Source organism: Acinetobacter sp. BD54 (assembly GCF_044778325.1).
In the GTDB taxonomy this organism is placed as follows: domain Bacteria; phylum Pseudomonadota; class Gammaproteobacteria; order Pseudomonadales; family Moraxellaceae; genus Acinetobacter; species Acinetobacter baumannii.
The window spans coordinates 1-14,733 of the sequence record NZ_JANJEP010000015.1; the positions used below are offsets into that span (position 1 = coordinate 1).

Genomic DNA, 14,733 nt, shown 5'->3' on the forward strand with positions numbered 1-14,733 from the left:
GGTTTTTTCCTTGCAATGAGCTTGGCGAACTTTAATTTCAGTAAGACTCATGGAATTTAAATGAAACCTAATAAGTGGTTGATTGGATCAATTATATCAAAATAGAACGCTTTATATATGATGCGTACACTACGCATCATATATATTTGTAATATATTGTTTTATATATTTAATATTTTAAGTATTTGTATTTTAGTAACCATTATAAGTACCACCTCTTCTTTAAGTTCCCAACAACTCACTTTTTCTGTCATCAATGTTAAATAAGTCTTGTGCTTTAAATTCTTAGATGACCTCCTCTACCCTTTATTATCATTTTTATAAAAGTAACTATATGTACTCATTAAAATTTGTAGAGCTCAAAAACAAAAAAGACCGCTATATAGCAGTCTTTTAACTTAATTAAATAATAATTAATTCATTTTCATCATAAGTGCATAAGCATCACGTTTGTTTTGACGCAATGATTCTATCTCGGACTTCGTCAGCTGTTTTACGAGAGTTGAGGATATACTTTGCTTCCCACTCTGTGAGCCTTTCGAAATCGTACCCGTAAATCGATTTCCACCATGCTTCAAGATTACCATATACATCCCTCAATTGCTGAAGAGTTTCTTTACTTAGAGCTAATTGTGATGAGTATTGTTTACCCGTCAGTGCATATGCTCCAATAACTTTATTCGTCCCAGTTGTTTCAATATGACCTTTTAATGCTGCAAAAGTACCACCTTGGGTCTGGGTATCATCAACAATAATAACACATTTATCATTGTTTATTGTCCCATCAAATGCTGGTGGGTTGGCTAATCTATGCCACCCATCACCGCCAGTTCTTGATACTTTTATAGCTTGAACTATATTCGTATCAACTTCAAGCCCAAGTTTCTTTGCTATAACTGCTGAAGTAGCTAAAGGAATCATATTACGACCGACTGCTTCCTCAGCATGTACAGGTACTATAATAGTTTCCCGACCATCGATAATTCTTTCTAGTTCAGCAATCGCCTCATCCGAAACTAAATCTTTAGCTAAAATATACGCACTTTCAACATCCCCTGCTTTAGCAGCTTCATACATGTAATGAGAGGTTGCATCTCCAAGACCACGGTCAATAACCGTTTTAGGAAACATATTCCAATCTGTGCGATATAACTTCATATTTTTAAATAAGTTTTAATGATGGCTAGCATTAAATTTTACACTAAATTTACCGCTAGCATCTCTTGGATATTATTTTTCGTATCAGGCAGCACTCTCAAAAGCCGTTTGTTTGGACAGTCCCCATGATCATACACGAGGCAGCTTCAAATACTTATGGGCCCATCCTATCCAGTTGTATCTTCTTGCATCACATGAATATTGTATACTCATTTTGACTACTTGAAAATTATGGAACAACGTCAATAAAAACAATAACTCTAGAGTCTTTAGTCGACATTCCTAAAAAGGTAAATTCAACATTTCTTTCCATATCATTTCTTTGTGTCTCTGGATGAACAAAAGAAACATAGCTTATTTCAAAGAATCGGGCTAGGGTTTTTATGCCAATGATTTTGTTCTCTTCATTAGCAATTAAAACATCTAATTCCAGATCAAACTCTTCTAATTATTTAATTAAATCTTTAACTTTCATTTTACTATCAACCTCTATGAATTATTTAAAAAATTAGCACAATGAAACTTGTGAAAAAAATGGATTTGAACAAAATTTTTTAGCAAAAAAAGCATAGCAACCAGAAAAATCTTTCCAGCAATCAACAAAAATATCCCCGTGTGCTTCCAGTTTACAACATTTTGACTACCACACTGCCCACAGTAGTAATAATAGCCTTTGATACGGCCACCGCATTCAGGACAATTTTTATGATTAATGAATAAGTTACTCAACGTCTCTTCTCCAAAATTCTTATTATCAAGTTGTAAGTGAAGATAGCACACATTTATAAAAATGTCTTTTTTAAAACATCAAAAGATGTTATAAAAAAGACATTCGCTACTTTAGGATAACTTTTAAGATGAATTTAAATCTCCTTGATGAAGAATCAATCCAACCTTCTGAACCCACGCCATGTGATTTTTTCAAAGGTGAAAATGCTATCAAAAAAGCTAAACAGTTAGGATTACCTGATCTCGAGTTAGTCAGAAACGCAATTATGATCGGTGATGCTGACTATAGAACAAATACTCACTATAACCGTGCACGCTTTATTGCACGATGGGGAAAAATTGGAGAACAGATTGCTTTACTGCTTCGACAATCTGATCCTGCTTGGATATTCCACAATGACAGCCAGCCAAGAATTGAGAATACAGTAAAGAAAATACAAATTATCTTTATGAGCGGGAATATTGCATTGGGGTTAGCTGATCAAGTTGTATCAGCACACTGTGAAAAAGGATTAATGACATTAAATAATATTAAGGAGAATCAGTCTGCTTATGATGATGAGACAAAATTGAGAACATGGATTTTATACTTTCCTTCAGCATCACATCCAGCCTATAAAGACATTGATATCCCAAATATTCCTTTTGAATTTGCATACCCAACTAGCTTCGTACAGGACTTAAAAGCAAAAAAAATTTCAATTTTACCAAGTGACCATACTTGCAGAATTGCATTTGAAATAGATAATACAGTTCCTGTAAAAACTGATCCTAAGCCAGTATTGGAACCATCTAATGAAATTAAACCAGATGATTTTGATATTCAGCTTGTAGTTTAATCTGAGGTTAATGTGTTTAATAAAGATCGTTTACGTATTGCTAAAGAATTACGAGGACTTAGCAATACCGATTTCGCAGAAAAATTGAGTTGCTCTATCTCTAAGGTAAAGCAACTTTTAGACGTGGATAAAGAAATCAATGAAAATGATCAAGATGATATATGCCGTGTATTAAATTTACCCAAGTCATTCTTTGCAGGTAATGACACACAACCACATGAAACAGACCAAATCTTCTATAGATCGGTTGCTCGTATTAAAGCACAGCATAGAAAAGCTAATGAGGCATATACTCTTTTAGCAATAAATATTAACAAGTACTTAAATCAGAAAGTAAAGTTACCTACTTTTCACCGTCCTGATTTAGATATTACTGAGTTTTTGGGTGAATCTAAGTATGCCGATCACCTAGCGTCAGAGTTGAGAGGTTTATGGGCTTTAGGTAATCAACCGATTAATAACATTGTTTCGTTGTGTGAGCTAAAGGGAATCCGTGTCTTTAGATTACCGACTGAAATTCGAGAAATTGATGCACTATCTTTTTTTGATGATGAAAGTGGTAGCCCTTTCATATTTCTAAATACATTTAAGTCTGCCGAAAGAGCCCGCTTCGATTGTGCACACGAACTTGGTCATATCGTTATGCATACGCATAACAAAAAAATTCGTGTCGAGAAAGATAATCGTGTTCTCGAAACTGAAGCGGATCAATTTTCATCTGAATTTTTAATGCCAACAGATGCATTTCTTTCTACTGCTCCACGCTATTTTTCACTAGAAAATATGATTGAGTATAAAAAGATTTGGCGAACATCCCTGAAGGCTATTAACTATAAAGCTCACAAGCTGGGATTAGTTAGTGATTGGGTTAATCGTAGTAACTCTATAAAGATCAATTCGTTGGGCTACAACATTAATGAACCTGAAGAAACTCATCGAGATGAGAGTTTGATGTTGCCCAAAATTATCTCTGTTTTAGCCTCACAACCATCTTTTGATAAAAATAAAATGCTTGATGAAATTGGAATCTCTGAAGAAGATTTTAATCAATTAACATTTGATGCTTTAGCTAAAGTTGAGCCCCCGAAGAAAAAACATAAGTTATATATTGTCGAGTAATACAAACCTTCCTTAAAAATAATGCGCCTTACGGCGCACTATTTATGCAAAATCCTGATTAATTTTTTTATGACTTCACGCCCAACGTAGTTTTGCATCCCATAAGTCATACTTTAACTGAAAATGTAACTTGCCCCATCATGACTTTTTTCATATAGCCTACTTGAACTGACACCATAAATCCCATGTGTTCCATAAAGCATCGTATACAATTTCAGATAAATTCTTTAGTTATGTGATCAGGCTATGTGCTCAAATTACCTATTTCCAAATAAAAGAAATTTGACACTCTTAGGTGTCGATACAAGCCAGTTTGATCTTGAGCTTAAGGATCATGTATTCCCTTCCTATCATGCTCCAATCATTCTGAACGGCTCAGATCACTTAGAGCTTGATATTGCAAAGTTTGGATTACTACCGAGCTGGGCGAAAGAATTGAAGTTCAGCAGTCATACTTATAACGCCAGAACTGAGTCTGTAGCAGATAAGCCTAGCTTTCGACATGCTTGGAAGTACAGCAAGTTCTGCCTAGTCCCAGTACAAGAATTTTATGAGCCGAAATACATCAATGGCAAGCCACACTGGTACACCATCAAGCGTAAAGATGATCAGCCTTTTACTGTTGCAGGGATCTATGATGATGCAGTGATTAATGGCAATAAGGTACGTTCCTTTTCAATGTTGACCATCAATTCGGACCATCACCCTTTTATGAAACAATTCCATGCACCGAAGGATGAGAAGCGATCCATTATCGTTATTCCAGAACAGTACAGAAAAGACTGGCTAACAGCCGATCATGAACATGCGCATGAATATTTCTTTCAAATGCCCGATGAATTCGTCACATTTCCACGCGATGAGCAGAAACAAAACGTCTTATTCTGACGCATCCTTGTTTATCCACAACTTTTTAAATTTGAATTTTAAACGCTGTTAGTAATATCCTATTTAAACAAATTCTACTTCCAAACACGCCTCGTAGCGTAGGAGTATCTCATGTCTAAGAAGTTGCCTATTTACTTCTCTGACGACGCATGGTCATCTTTACAAGAGCTCATGGGTCCAGAGGGTAAACCAAGTCCTACCATCAACACCGTGCTTGAACAAATCGCTGTTCAAAATGAGCTTGTTGAAAAATTAGGGCTTACTGCTGTCCTACCCAAATCCAAAGTATCTATTCCCGTCTCTTTAGAGCGTATTCCTGCAGGTCCGGCCTTCAGCACCAAGGATGAGCAAGACAAAGCACTCGATCTGAATGAGTTCCTGATTCACAACCCTATTTCTACTTTTATTGCCTATGTAGACAGTGAATCCATGCTCGATGCTGGCCTAGAGATTAATGATCCAATCATTATTGATCGCAGTATTGAAGCCAAGCATTACGATATCGTGGTTGCCCTGATTGATGACAATGCCTCGACCATTAAGCGGCTGATGATCACCAATAAGATGTCCAAGTCTGAAATCAAAGAAATATTTGGAGATGAAGATTATCCGCTTCCAGAACTTTGGTTGAAGGCTGAAAATTCGAATTACAATCACATCATTCCTGATGATAGTCAGACCATATCAATCTGGGGTGTGGTGACTTTTAATTTAAAGCGTATTTATCACCGCTCATAAAAAGAAGAATAACCATGCAAAGTGAAAATGAAATATTCGCGTTAGTCGACGTGAATAATTGCTACGTCTCGTGTGAGCGTGTGTTTAATCCTGCCTTGAATGATCGCCCAACCATTGTGCTCAGCAACAATGACGGCTGTGCCGTGGCCAGAAGCCAGGAAGCGAAAGACTTAGGCATCAAGATGGGTGTTCCTGTATTCCAAATTAAAGAGCTGATCAAACAACATAACATTCAGGTGCTATCCAGTAATTTCTCCTTATATGGCGAAATGTCCAAGCGCTTTATGGAGCTGCTTGGGGACTATGTTGCACCAGGAGATCAAGAGGTCTATTCCATTGATGAATGCTTTCTGAAGCTCACAGCTTACGAGCATCTATTTGACCTGACTGTATATGCTCAAGACATGAGGGCTAAGGCTTGGCGTTGGTTAGGCCTACCCTGCTGTATTGGAATTGGTCGCTCTAAAACCGAAGCCAAGATTGTCAATCATCTCGCCAAGAAAAACAAGTTCTTCAATGGGGTCTGTAATCTGGCCCATATGGACCCATGCTCTACAGAAACGCTACTCGCGCAGGTTGATGTGTCTGAGGTTTGGGGCGTAGGCAGACAGAACTGTAAGAAGCTCAATACTATGGGTGTTCAATCTGTGCTGGATCTGATCAATGCCAATCCTAAAGAAATCAAAAAGCAGTTTAGTATCGTGATGGAAAAGACGGTGCTTGAGCTACAGGGCCTTTCTTGTATTGACCTTAGTGATGATACTGTAGCGAAGAAGCAAATCATCAGCAGCCGTTCATATGGCAACCCAGTGTATGAAATGGATGACATTAAAGCTTCGGTTCGGCTTTATGTGGCCAGAGCCGTGAAACGAATGCGGGAAGATGGCTCAATCTGCAAGATGATCGGCGTGTATATCCAAACCGGTCGCTTTGATAAGACAGAGCGCTACTCGCCTTACATCGTCGTTCAAATGCATGAGCATACGGATGATCTACTGCTCATCACCAAGGCCGCGATGAAAGGCATCGATCAGATATTTAAGAAAGGCTTTAAGTATAAAAAGGCGGGAATCGTGCTGCTCGAAATTACAGATCAATCCAAGTTTGTGCCCGATCTATTCACGGACTATTCACATAAGCAAGAGCGAGAAAGGCTTTCAGATGCCATCGAAGCCATCAGTGAACGGTTTGGGAAGAATCTCGTCACGCTAGGCATTGCCAACAATAAAGAAGCCACATGGCACATGAATCAAAACCTTAGATCACCTTCGTATTTAACCAAATGGTCTGACTTACCAAGAGTAGGATAAAAACATGCACTTATTTAAATTAACTGACGAACAACTCGCACAAATTCTTATCCCGAAACGATTTGTACCACCTACTCCACCTGAACATGAAGGCAAGAATATGGTCTATGTATTTGATAGTGAGGATAAGTTTGAACTGACTTATGATGAGCTGGTGGAAATCATTAGCAAAGCTAGAATGGCTGGTCCGAAGTTGATACCTGTCTTAGGCACCGTGAATTAAATTGTGCAGTGTTCGCACGCCACTTGAAACATAACTTGATTGGAAATGAATTTGGGCTGAGAAAAATTCAGTTCAAATTTAACCTGACGGGCACACTAAAAAATGGGTAATTGTCAGATCGAGTTTGGACTACAACACTTTAGCTCATCGATTTACCAAAGTGCTAATCTTTACACTATTGTCTAAAATCCAGTGACCAAATTGTGATGCTAAAGCTTTTAAATTCCCTTTATTATGAATCAAAGTTAGTATGATGCTTTTCATAAAGACAGTGTACTTATAACCAGAGAGATTTTTAAACAATTCCCCCTTTTCAGTTTGCTTAGGCTATTTGATCCAGAGTTCATCTTTTTGCATCATTTTTAACATTAAATTAAATATAACCAGCGGAGTAACATTTTTTTTGTTAGAGCCGACAACTCTTTGAAAACTAAATTTAACGGTTCGCTCAGGAGCATCCAAATTAACTGGGTAGTTTTGTTTTTCTAAATACAGATGATCTCCTAACATTGGCTCTATACCAGTAATAAAATTAACAATTTGTTGCTCATCACCTTTCATTCGGCATTGAAAATGTAGAAAATTCTTACGCAGTTTTCCAAATAATAATAATATTTTAAGCGCCTTAACCATGTTCTTTTCTTTCAGTGCATCTTGCTGCCTATCATCTTTATAATGAAAATCAAGGAGAGGAATTATTTCATCTGGACGAGTCAGTTTTTTAGCCTTTTCGTAAAGTTCATCAAACCAACTCTCTTCTAAATTCTTACTATAAACATAATTCGTTTTTAAATTAAATTTTTGGCGATCCATCCATTTAGTGCTCATCCATTGACATCGTTGCATCCATTCTTGAGCTTGGGTATCTTCGCTTAAACGACCTTCTCTAAAACTTATCAAACGTTGAAAAGGTGTCAGAGTACTCTTCTCTATACTAAACTTCTTTTCTTGTCGGCCAGCCATCGTAACTGGCTGTGTTTGCTGATAAGAATTAAACCATTTCTGCTGCTGAGTATAACGATTTAGGTTTATGTAGTCTGTACTTGACTTCACTGGACTAAAACACTGTTCTAATACTTTTTTTGAAATGATACACGGCGAATTATAAATTCGATCGACTGCTAATAAATCCAAAACATGAAGGTAATTTGAAGCCGTTTGCTCAATACTGCTATGCCCCATCCAAGAGGCGAGCACCTGCCATTTATGTTGAATAATCTCTTCTTGAGCACGTGCTTTCATACCAAACAATAAATCCCTCATCTTTTTTGCTTTTACCCAAGGACAATCTGTGTAGGTCTTGATCATTTCTTTTGAACCGAGCAAAGTTATTGCTAGATAGTTAGCAGCACTGTGGCGTAATGTATGAAAACTAAAGCCATGATGCATACCTAATATTTGACTAAACAAATCTACTGTAATTTTGCTGATACATTGATCAGTTAATACACGATGATTCACACTAAAAAGTAGATCATCCTGCTGATTAACCAAATATTGCTCATAACGATGTTGTATGTAACGTTGTACTACTAAAAACTCATGTTCTGACAATGCAATTTTCAATGGTATTTGACGATTCGCACTTCGCGTTTTCAGACGGCGATATGAATTGTCTTGGATATGAAGCGTGATATTATTAAAAACTGTATTTTCTTTTTCTTTATAAAGTAGCTCTGGGCAAATAATATCTTGTATTTTAAGACAACGAACTTCATTTAATCGAAGTCCAGTTCTATAACTTAGTAAATACATCAGCTTTAAACAACTCAGATGATCGACCCACTCTGATGCCGTTGGCTCTTGACTTAAATTTTCTAGTTTTTCCAATAATTTGCCAAATAGCAAAGGACTCACTAGCCGTGCATTGCAAATTTGTAAATGCTTAAAACTTGAATTCTGTAACACCAATACCCCTGGAGCATCATAATTCTCTATACAGAATTGATGAAAATCTTTTAGGCGACCAAAACGGTATTCTGCGCTTTGGTGCATCTTACGAGAGGTTTTTCCTTTCACCGAATCTCGTTGAACTGCTTTTTCATCACGTTCACTGCTGTATTTCAATAGCTGCCGATATAAATCCTCATAGTCATCTATGGATTGTTGCTTTAAATCTAATTTATTGAGCCAAATCTCAAATATAAATTCTTTGCCAAACGATCCTAAGTAGCTTTCAATAGTTGATAATTGAAGCCCTCGTTTTTTTAAATGCATTAACCAGTGAATTAAGCGTAGTTGAGCATCAATTAAAGACTTTTCCTCCGTATTAGCATCAACTATCTTCTCCTCTAACACCCTTCTAGTTTCTTGCCAAAAACGTAGCGTGCGTTCATCTTTATTCCTCTTTTTATCTAAACGCTCAACTTTTTGACCTTTACGTTTCTTTTGACCAAACAACATCAACTCATACGGAATCGTTTGTAATTTGCTTTGAACAGTCGGAACTTCAGGAAGTAACTGCTCTTGTTCAAAATGAATAGGGCGATTATCTGGTTCTGTGACTTGATTGTAATCATTATTCCACAGCAATCTAAATTCGGATGGCCTTAAAGCAACAGTATTAATCTCTTGCTGAAGCACATTACTCAAAAATATATCTATGCTGAGGTTTGGATTAAATTCGAGTACCATTTGCACATCATTAAATGCACGAAATCCACGGCGTTTAATTTGATATTGCAGATCCCCAAGACTTTTTTTCCTGCCTATCTTACTCAAGCTTTCTAAAATACAATCTTCAACTGAATGTTGCAGACAAAATTCTTTCTGAGTAGCTTTCAACTTTTTTAAATATTGCAAAATGAACTGCGCATATGGGTTAAAAAAAACATGTTTCCATTGGTACAACTTTCCCTGTTCTACATCGTTGCCATATTGAGAGTTTTCAACACGATAATGTAGTAACAATGGATTAGTGATTTTTTTGTAGTCCGAATGGTATAACCGAAAACAATTCAGATCTGTACCAAGCTCAATGGCCTCCTGCAATTGCTTCTGAATAGCAATCAAATGCTGTTCATCTGCACAGCCTGAAATATATATAAAACTTAAGCATAAATTTCCCCATAAGTACTTTGGTTCATTCCAATATTCAAATGAATCTTGCCAATACTGCCTTAATTCCTTAAGTACATGGATATGTAGATGCCCCTGTTCTAACCGTGACTCTGTACTCTCAATTTTTCTAGGCAGTACGATCCGTTTAGTATGTGGATTTAGCTTAATTCTGTATGATTTTTTATCTACATTCTGGTTGAATTGCTTCCTTCTTTTATTAAATTCATCTTCAGTAAATTGCATCAGTTTTGATTGTTCGTCTCGGCTCAACTTTTGACTCAAACAATCAACACTATCTTTAATGTCATGCCATTTTTCAGCGATCTGCTGATCAAGTTTTTGCTGCATTTCTTTCGTCAATACTTCAGGTGGAGAAGGCTGTCTATCTAGCGACTTTTTCACCATTTTATGAATATCAACAAATAGATCATCTAGTTGTGGTTTTATTAGTTCTTTGATTTTTTGCATACAACTATTTTCGCTCTAAGTGTTTAATCGATAAAGATTTGACATTATCTTGCAATTGCTGGCGGGCTTGCTGTACATAGACATTCGGGATAAGTGAAGAATGCGGATGAAAAGCCTCTCGGTCACGTTGGTCATGACCATACAGGGCCTGAATTAAGTGAAAAGCTAATGCTGGTTTACCCTCTTGCTGCTCATGCATCAAAAAGTTCATGTCAAAATGACGTAACCAATTCGAATACATATTCTTTGGAAAGACTCCTTGCATATATGAATTCACCCATTTTCTCGATAAAGGGATTAACTTAATTTTCCTGCTCTGCCATTCTTTGACAGTTATCGGCAAGATATCTTTACTAAAAATGACCTTACCAAAAAGATCATTTACAGTTATCTTCTTCTTTGCAAAGACTTGTCTAAAAAATGAACCGTACGCTTCAATAATTTGTTCTAAAAAGGCAGTGTAATTTTGCAGTGTTTTTATGAAAAAATCAGATAAAGGGATAAAACGACCATCTTTTCTTGCTTTACTATTTTTTTTATCATTCACATATAAAAGCTTGAGCTCAACGCAATAATCATCCAAATTCCCCAACAGGTTTTTTTTAGGCCGACTTGCCAAACTCAACAAACTGATATGCCACATCCAACACGCATATGCATTAAGTTGATTAATAATGTGCTTATCTTCTTGGATGTTTTCGTGACAATGTCTATGTAAAATATGGAATTGCTCTTTCACAAAATTGGGTTCAAGTGCCAGTTGGCTCCCTATCCTTCCTATAGATAATGCAGATTGCACTTTGAATTGTTGTTGCAATATTTTTAGTTCAGCCGTGTCTTCAGTAAAATGTGTGGAATGTGGTGTAAGTGCTTTTTCTAAAAAGGCTAGATATGTGCTACTGAGTTGAGTTTTCGGTAGCCCGCCATAATAGATACCAGGCATGTGATGCTGACTATCCCGCCCAGCAATTACATGAGCAAGATATTCATTATATGTTTCATAATATATATGAAAATATAATTGAGCCTGCAGTTTTTCTACAGTGATCGAACCTACAAACCGATTATCAAGCCAATTCTTAAGTTTCGTATTAATGTGTGTTGATGAAATTAGTGGATTCGATGCTTGTTCTATATAGTCAAACCAAGCAGAAGGTAAATGTAGTTGATGTGTCATCACTTCATTCCACCGCACATGATTTAAGCTCTTAATCTTCTGCTCTGTAATTTTAAGATTTAATTTGAGTAAATATTCGCGACGTCTACTTGAACCATTCTGGATCAAAATTCCATCTTGAATAAGCTCGTTAAAATCCATCAGTGCGACGGGTGATAATCCCGTCAAAAGTGACAATAAACATGCTGCAGCGATTGCAGCATCCCTCCAGTGCCCGGATAACTCGGTTCTCAACACATAAACAATTTGCTTCAGTATATCTGGCGCCAAATAATGTGGATTTGTAACAAAAGGAGCATGACGGCGCTGGCGATGCCGCATTAGATGCGTCGCATTATCGCTGAGTATATAATTTAAATTTTTAGACTTTTCATCTTCTGAATAAAACTCCATTTCAGGATCTAATAGATCAACTTCACCCTCTTCATCTTTGTGAAGAGCGGCATCATAAAAACTGATCTTTGCGTTATGTCCAATATCTACTTGCTTACCCGTTTTAATTTCACGAAATTTTTTGAGTTCATTTTTCGTCGGCCATTGCAAAACTTTACTTTTTTTTGACTTACGCTGACGATGAACAACACGACGATCATCAAGTCTTTTAAAAATTATTAATAGAGCCGATAAATACTCTATGGCTTGTACTTGTTTGAAATCTTTAATATTAAAAAGTTGATTACGATCCTCCTTTTTCAAGTTACGTTCGTACATGACATAGCGATTTAGTAGCTCACTGCATTCTTGAAATAATTCAGCATGATTAGAATCCAGAACATATCGTGATACATAGCGAAAGAGATCACAAACATGTTTTTGCTTATTCTCAGCTTTATCAATTTTTGCAAATTCTTGATACTGCCGATATGTTAAAAAACTCGCTTGTAGAATCAAATAACGTTCAGACGACAGCTCTTGAGTATTACTAGTAGTCGGGCATGCAAAATAACTTAAAGAAGCTAGATAATAATATTTACCTAATTGTCTAGAACTAGATATATAGCCATATATCTGTTGTGCTTCCTTATATAGAGCATGGGCTTTTTCACGTAAATCATCTGATAGATCGACAAATTGTGTATTCACAACATGATTGCGTAATAAACAATAATCTTTTTGGAATTTTTCTGCTAAATCTAAGAATTGCTCTTCTGTTTCAATCTTTGGCATATTCGCTTTCGCTTAATTTTTTATCAAATTGCATTGGTTAAATTCATTACGATCTGAACAATTTGGTAAAAGTTGATCTTTTATTGAACTCTTTGTCAGCTTAAAAAATCTAGCAAAAAATTTAGCATCCAGCTCTTTCTGAGCTTTTCTCTCAAAGCACAAGTGTTGCTGTGATTTTTCGATAAAATCATCAAGATTATGTATCAACTGTAAGATTGCAACATAATTAGAATGTACACGTAAGCATGGCTCCGTTTGCATTAATAGCAATATTTTTTGCCAAATTTTCACATAGATTATTTTGAACTTTGCTTGTACTACTACTTTCTGGCTCTGTTTAATCTTTTTGATTTTCAGTAGTTCTGAGTTAATTTTTACTATCTTAAATTGAACATTTTGTCGCTCAAAGCAAAAGGGCATGATAAATTGCCCCATAAATATCTCTATATTTTTTACTAAATAGTCAAATTTTAACATTTTTATCGATATAAAAAATGAGCATATCTTTGTATATTAAAATTCATTTAATTTATCAACTAAATTTTCTCAAAATTACAATTATCAACAAATACATATGGTTTACTTATCATGGGTGGTCTAAATTTTAAAAATTCTTCCACTTTTTTTTAGTTTTCTGTTATTACATGAAACAATACCGTTGTATTACATTTTGAAATGCTGTGTATGCAGCATTGATCAAAAAGATTCTCTGCTATACTTACTTCACGTGTAGCATCAATGGAGTTTCGAAATGCTCAGAACCACTGAACAGAAAAAAAAATATATTCAAGCGACACGTGCGCAAAACTATCAAGCCAGCCTAAAGCTTGAAGGCATTACAACGACAGCTCAAACAACTCAACAAAGTAAAGCTGAAATCTTGCAAAAATATAAGAAGTATTCGCAACCCGAAACTTAGTCAGGTGCATGTATGGATAAATATGGGGAAATGGGTGACAGCCTGTATTGTTACCCTGGCACAAATATCCTAAAGAACAAACTCAATATTCATGATGAACAAATTTTAGAACAAGCTGAACTAGAACTGTCTGGATTGGCAAGTAACTTAATTGAATATGCTGAACCACCTTACGACTTACAATACTTAAAATCAATTCATGCGCAGCTCTTTGGCGACTTATACGACTGGGCAGGAAAGTTAAGACAAATCGATATTTCCAAAGGTGACACCCGTTTTTGTAATTTTTCCCGTATTGAAATTGAAACCAATAAACTACTCAAACCGCTTCAAGAAAAAAAATACTTTCAAGGCTTAGCACCACAACAACTGATTCCTCAACTTGCCGACTTGTATTGTGAGCTTAATGTCATACACCCATTCCGTGAAGGTAATGGACGTACACAACGGATTTTCTTTGAGCATCTGATTGCTCATTGTGGTTATGGTATTGATTGGTCTCGCATTGACTCTCAACAACAATGGATTCAAGCCAATATTGAAGGTTTTTATGGTAATTTAAATCCATTAATTAAGATTTTTGAAATATGCTTTATTCAAAATACCTAAAATTTAAGTAGTCGAAGCCCACAATCCTTAATGAGCCATCATCTTTGCTTCAATCCACTGATTAATTTCCCAAATAAACCAACAATCACGATTCTTAGAAATCTCAATACTCTTCGGGTAATTTAGGATCGTAATATTCAGATTACTTATCCAGAATTGAATAGATCGTTAACTTAGATAGACTTTTAAGCAATGTAACTTGCCGCATGTTTATCAACATATGTCTCAAAAAAGTCTGCCCATACATAGATTTATGGCGTTTAGTGCTTAAATTTCAGATTAATCTTCGTCTGATGACCTGAATGGATGTTACAGATTACATGCAGGTG

General features: G+C 36.0%; 12 protein-coding genes. 8 read left to right on the forward strand and 4 right to left on the reverse strand.

Going from position 1 to position 14,733, the window contains the following annotated elements; all coding sequences use genetic code 11:
• Positions 1–444 precede the first annotated feature (444 nt).
• Entirely contained in the window at positions 445–1,158 is a 714-nt protein-coding gene (locus NQ782_RS17675) for a phosphoribosyltransferase (RefSeq protein WP_001986287.1), read from the reverse strand.
• An 857-nt stretch (positions 1,159–2,015) separates the two neighbouring features.
• On the opposite strand from NQ782_RS17675, the gene NQ782_RS17680 reads away from it, so the two are divergent.
• From NQ782_RS17680 to NQ782_RS17705, 6 genes are all read left to right on the forward strand, one after another.
• Positions 2,016–2,726, forward strand: a complete 711-nt coding sequence (locus NQ782_RS17680; protein WP_001052588.1) for a hypothetical protein — start codon at positions 2,016–2,018, stop codon at positions 2,724–2,726.
• A gap of 12 nt (positions 2,727–2,738) precedes the next feature.
• Positions 2,739–3,845, forward strand: coding sequence for an ImmA/IrrE family metallo-endopeptidase (locus tag NQ782_RS17685; RefSeq protein WP_000482094.1), 1,107 nt, complete (start codon positions 2,739–2,741; stop codon positions 3,843–3,845).
• 246 nt (positions 3,846–4,091) lie between these two features.
• Positions 4,092–4,733 (forward strand): SOS response-associated peptidase, encoded by a 642-nt coding sequence (locus NQ782_RS17690; RefSeq protein ID WP_002046584.1) that lies wholly within the window; start codon positions 4,092–4,094, stop codon positions 4,731–4,733.
• 111 nt (positions 4,734–4,844) lie between these two features.
• Positions 4,845–5,471, forward strand: a complete 627-nt coding sequence (locus NQ782_RS17695; RefSeq protein WP_000038641.1) for a LexA family transcriptional regulator — start codon at positions 4,845–4,847, stop codon at positions 5,469–5,471.
• Between the two features lie 14 nt (positions 5,472–5,485).
• Positions 5,486–6,781 carry a Y-family DNA polymerase gene (locus NQ782_RS17700; protein ID WP_267581273.1) on the forward strand — a complete coding sequence of 432 codons (1,296 nt, stop codon included), beginning with the start codon at positions 5,486–5,488 and terminating at the stop codon, positions 6,779–6,781.
• 4 nt (positions 6,782–6,785) lie between these two features.
• Positions 6,786–7,004 (forward strand): hypothetical protein, encoded by a 219-nt coding sequence (locus NQ782_RS17705; protein ID WP_000550047.1) that lies wholly within the window; start codon positions 6,786–6,788, stop codon positions 7,002–7,004.
• A gap of 327 nt (positions 7,005–7,331) precedes the next feature.
• Here the strand turns inward: NQ782_RS17705 and NQ782_RS17710 are convergent, their stop codons facing one another.
• The 3 genes from NQ782_RS17710 to NQ782_RS17720 are packed head-to-tail and all read right to left on the reverse strand — an operon-like array spanning position 7,332 to position 13,353.
• Entirely contained in the window at positions 7,332–10,532 is a 3,201-nt protein-coding gene (locus NQ782_RS17710) for a site-specific integrase (RefSeq protein WP_267581274.1), read from the reverse strand.
• A gap of 4 nt (positions 10,533–10,536) precedes the next feature.
• The gene (locus NQ782_RS17715; protein ID WP_005144670.1) at positions 10,537–12,876 is read right to left on the reverse strand and encodes a hypothetical protein; all 2,340 of its coding nucleotides are present in this window, start codon (positions 12,874–12,876) and stop codon (positions 10,537–10,539) included.
• A gap of 12 nt (positions 12,877–12,888) precedes the next feature.
• Positions 12,889–13,353, reverse strand: coding sequence for a hypothetical protein (locus tag NQ782_RS17720; RefSeq protein ID WP_000911011.1), 465 nt, complete (start codon positions 13,351–13,353; stop codon positions 12,889–12,891).
• A gap of 274 nt (positions 13,354–13,627) precedes the next feature.
• Between NQ782_RS17720 and NQ782_RS17725 the strand changes: the two genes are divergently transcribed.
• A complete protein-coding gene (locus NQ782_RS17725) occupies positions 13,628–13,795 on the forward strand; it encodes a YhfG family protein (RefSeq protein WP_002125865.1) in 168 nt (55 codons plus the stop codon).
• A gap of 12 nt (positions 13,796–13,807) precedes the next feature.
• Positions 13,808–14,404, forward strand: a complete 597-nt coding sequence (locus NQ782_RS17730) for a putative adenosine monophosphate-protein transferase Fic (protein WP_004658347.1) — start codon at positions 13,808–13,810, stop codon at positions 14,402–14,404.
• Positions 14,405–14,733 lie beyond the last annotated feature (329 nt).

Excerpts from the sequence above, each read along its gene's own strand:
- NQ782_RS17675 (WP_001986287.1), bottom strand. The coding sequence starts at position 1,158 with ATGAAGTTATATCGCACAGATTGGAATATGTTTCCTAAAACGGTTATT.
- NQ782_RS17680 (WP_001052588.1), top strand. The coding sequence starts at position 2,016 with ATGAATTTAAATCTCCTTGATGAAGAATCAATCCAACCTTCTGAACCC.
- NQ782_RS17690 (WP_002046584.1), top strand. The coding sequence starts at position 4,092 with ATGTGCTCAAATTACCTATTTCCAAATAAAAGAAATTTGACACTCTTA.
- NQ782_RS17695 (WP_000038641.1), top strand. The coding sequence starts at position 4,845 with ATGTCTAAGAAGTTGCCTATTTACTTCTCTGACGACGCATGGTCATCT.
- NQ782_RS17700 (WP_267581273.1), top strand. The coding sequence starts at position 5,486 with ATGCAAAGTGAAAATGAAATATTCGCGTTAGTCGACGTGAATAATTGC.
- NQ782_RS17705 (WP_000550047.1), top strand. The coding sequence starts at position 6,786 with ATGCACTTATTTAAATTAACTGACGAACAACTCGCACAAATTCTTATC.
- NQ782_RS17710 (WP_267581274.1), bottom strand. The coding sequence starts at position 10,532 with ATGCAAAAAATCAAAGAACTAATAAAACCACAACTAGATGATCTATTT.
- NQ782_RS17715 (WP_005144670.1), bottom strand. The coding sequence starts at position 12,876 with ATGCCAAAGATTGAAACAGAAGAGCAATTCTTAGATTTAGCAGAAAAA.
- NQ782_RS17720 (WP_000911011.1), bottom strand. The coding sequence starts at position 13,353 with ATGTTAAAATTTGACTATTTAGTAAAAAATATAGAGATATTTATGGGG.
- NQ782_RS17725 (WP_002125865.1), top strand. The coding sequence starts at position 13,628 with ATGCTCAGAACCACTGAACAGAAAAAAAAATATATTCAAGCGACACGT.
- NQ782_RS17730 (WP_004658347.1), top strand. The coding sequence starts at position 13,808 with ATGGATAAATATGGGGAAATGGGTGACAGCCTGTATTGTTACCCTGGC.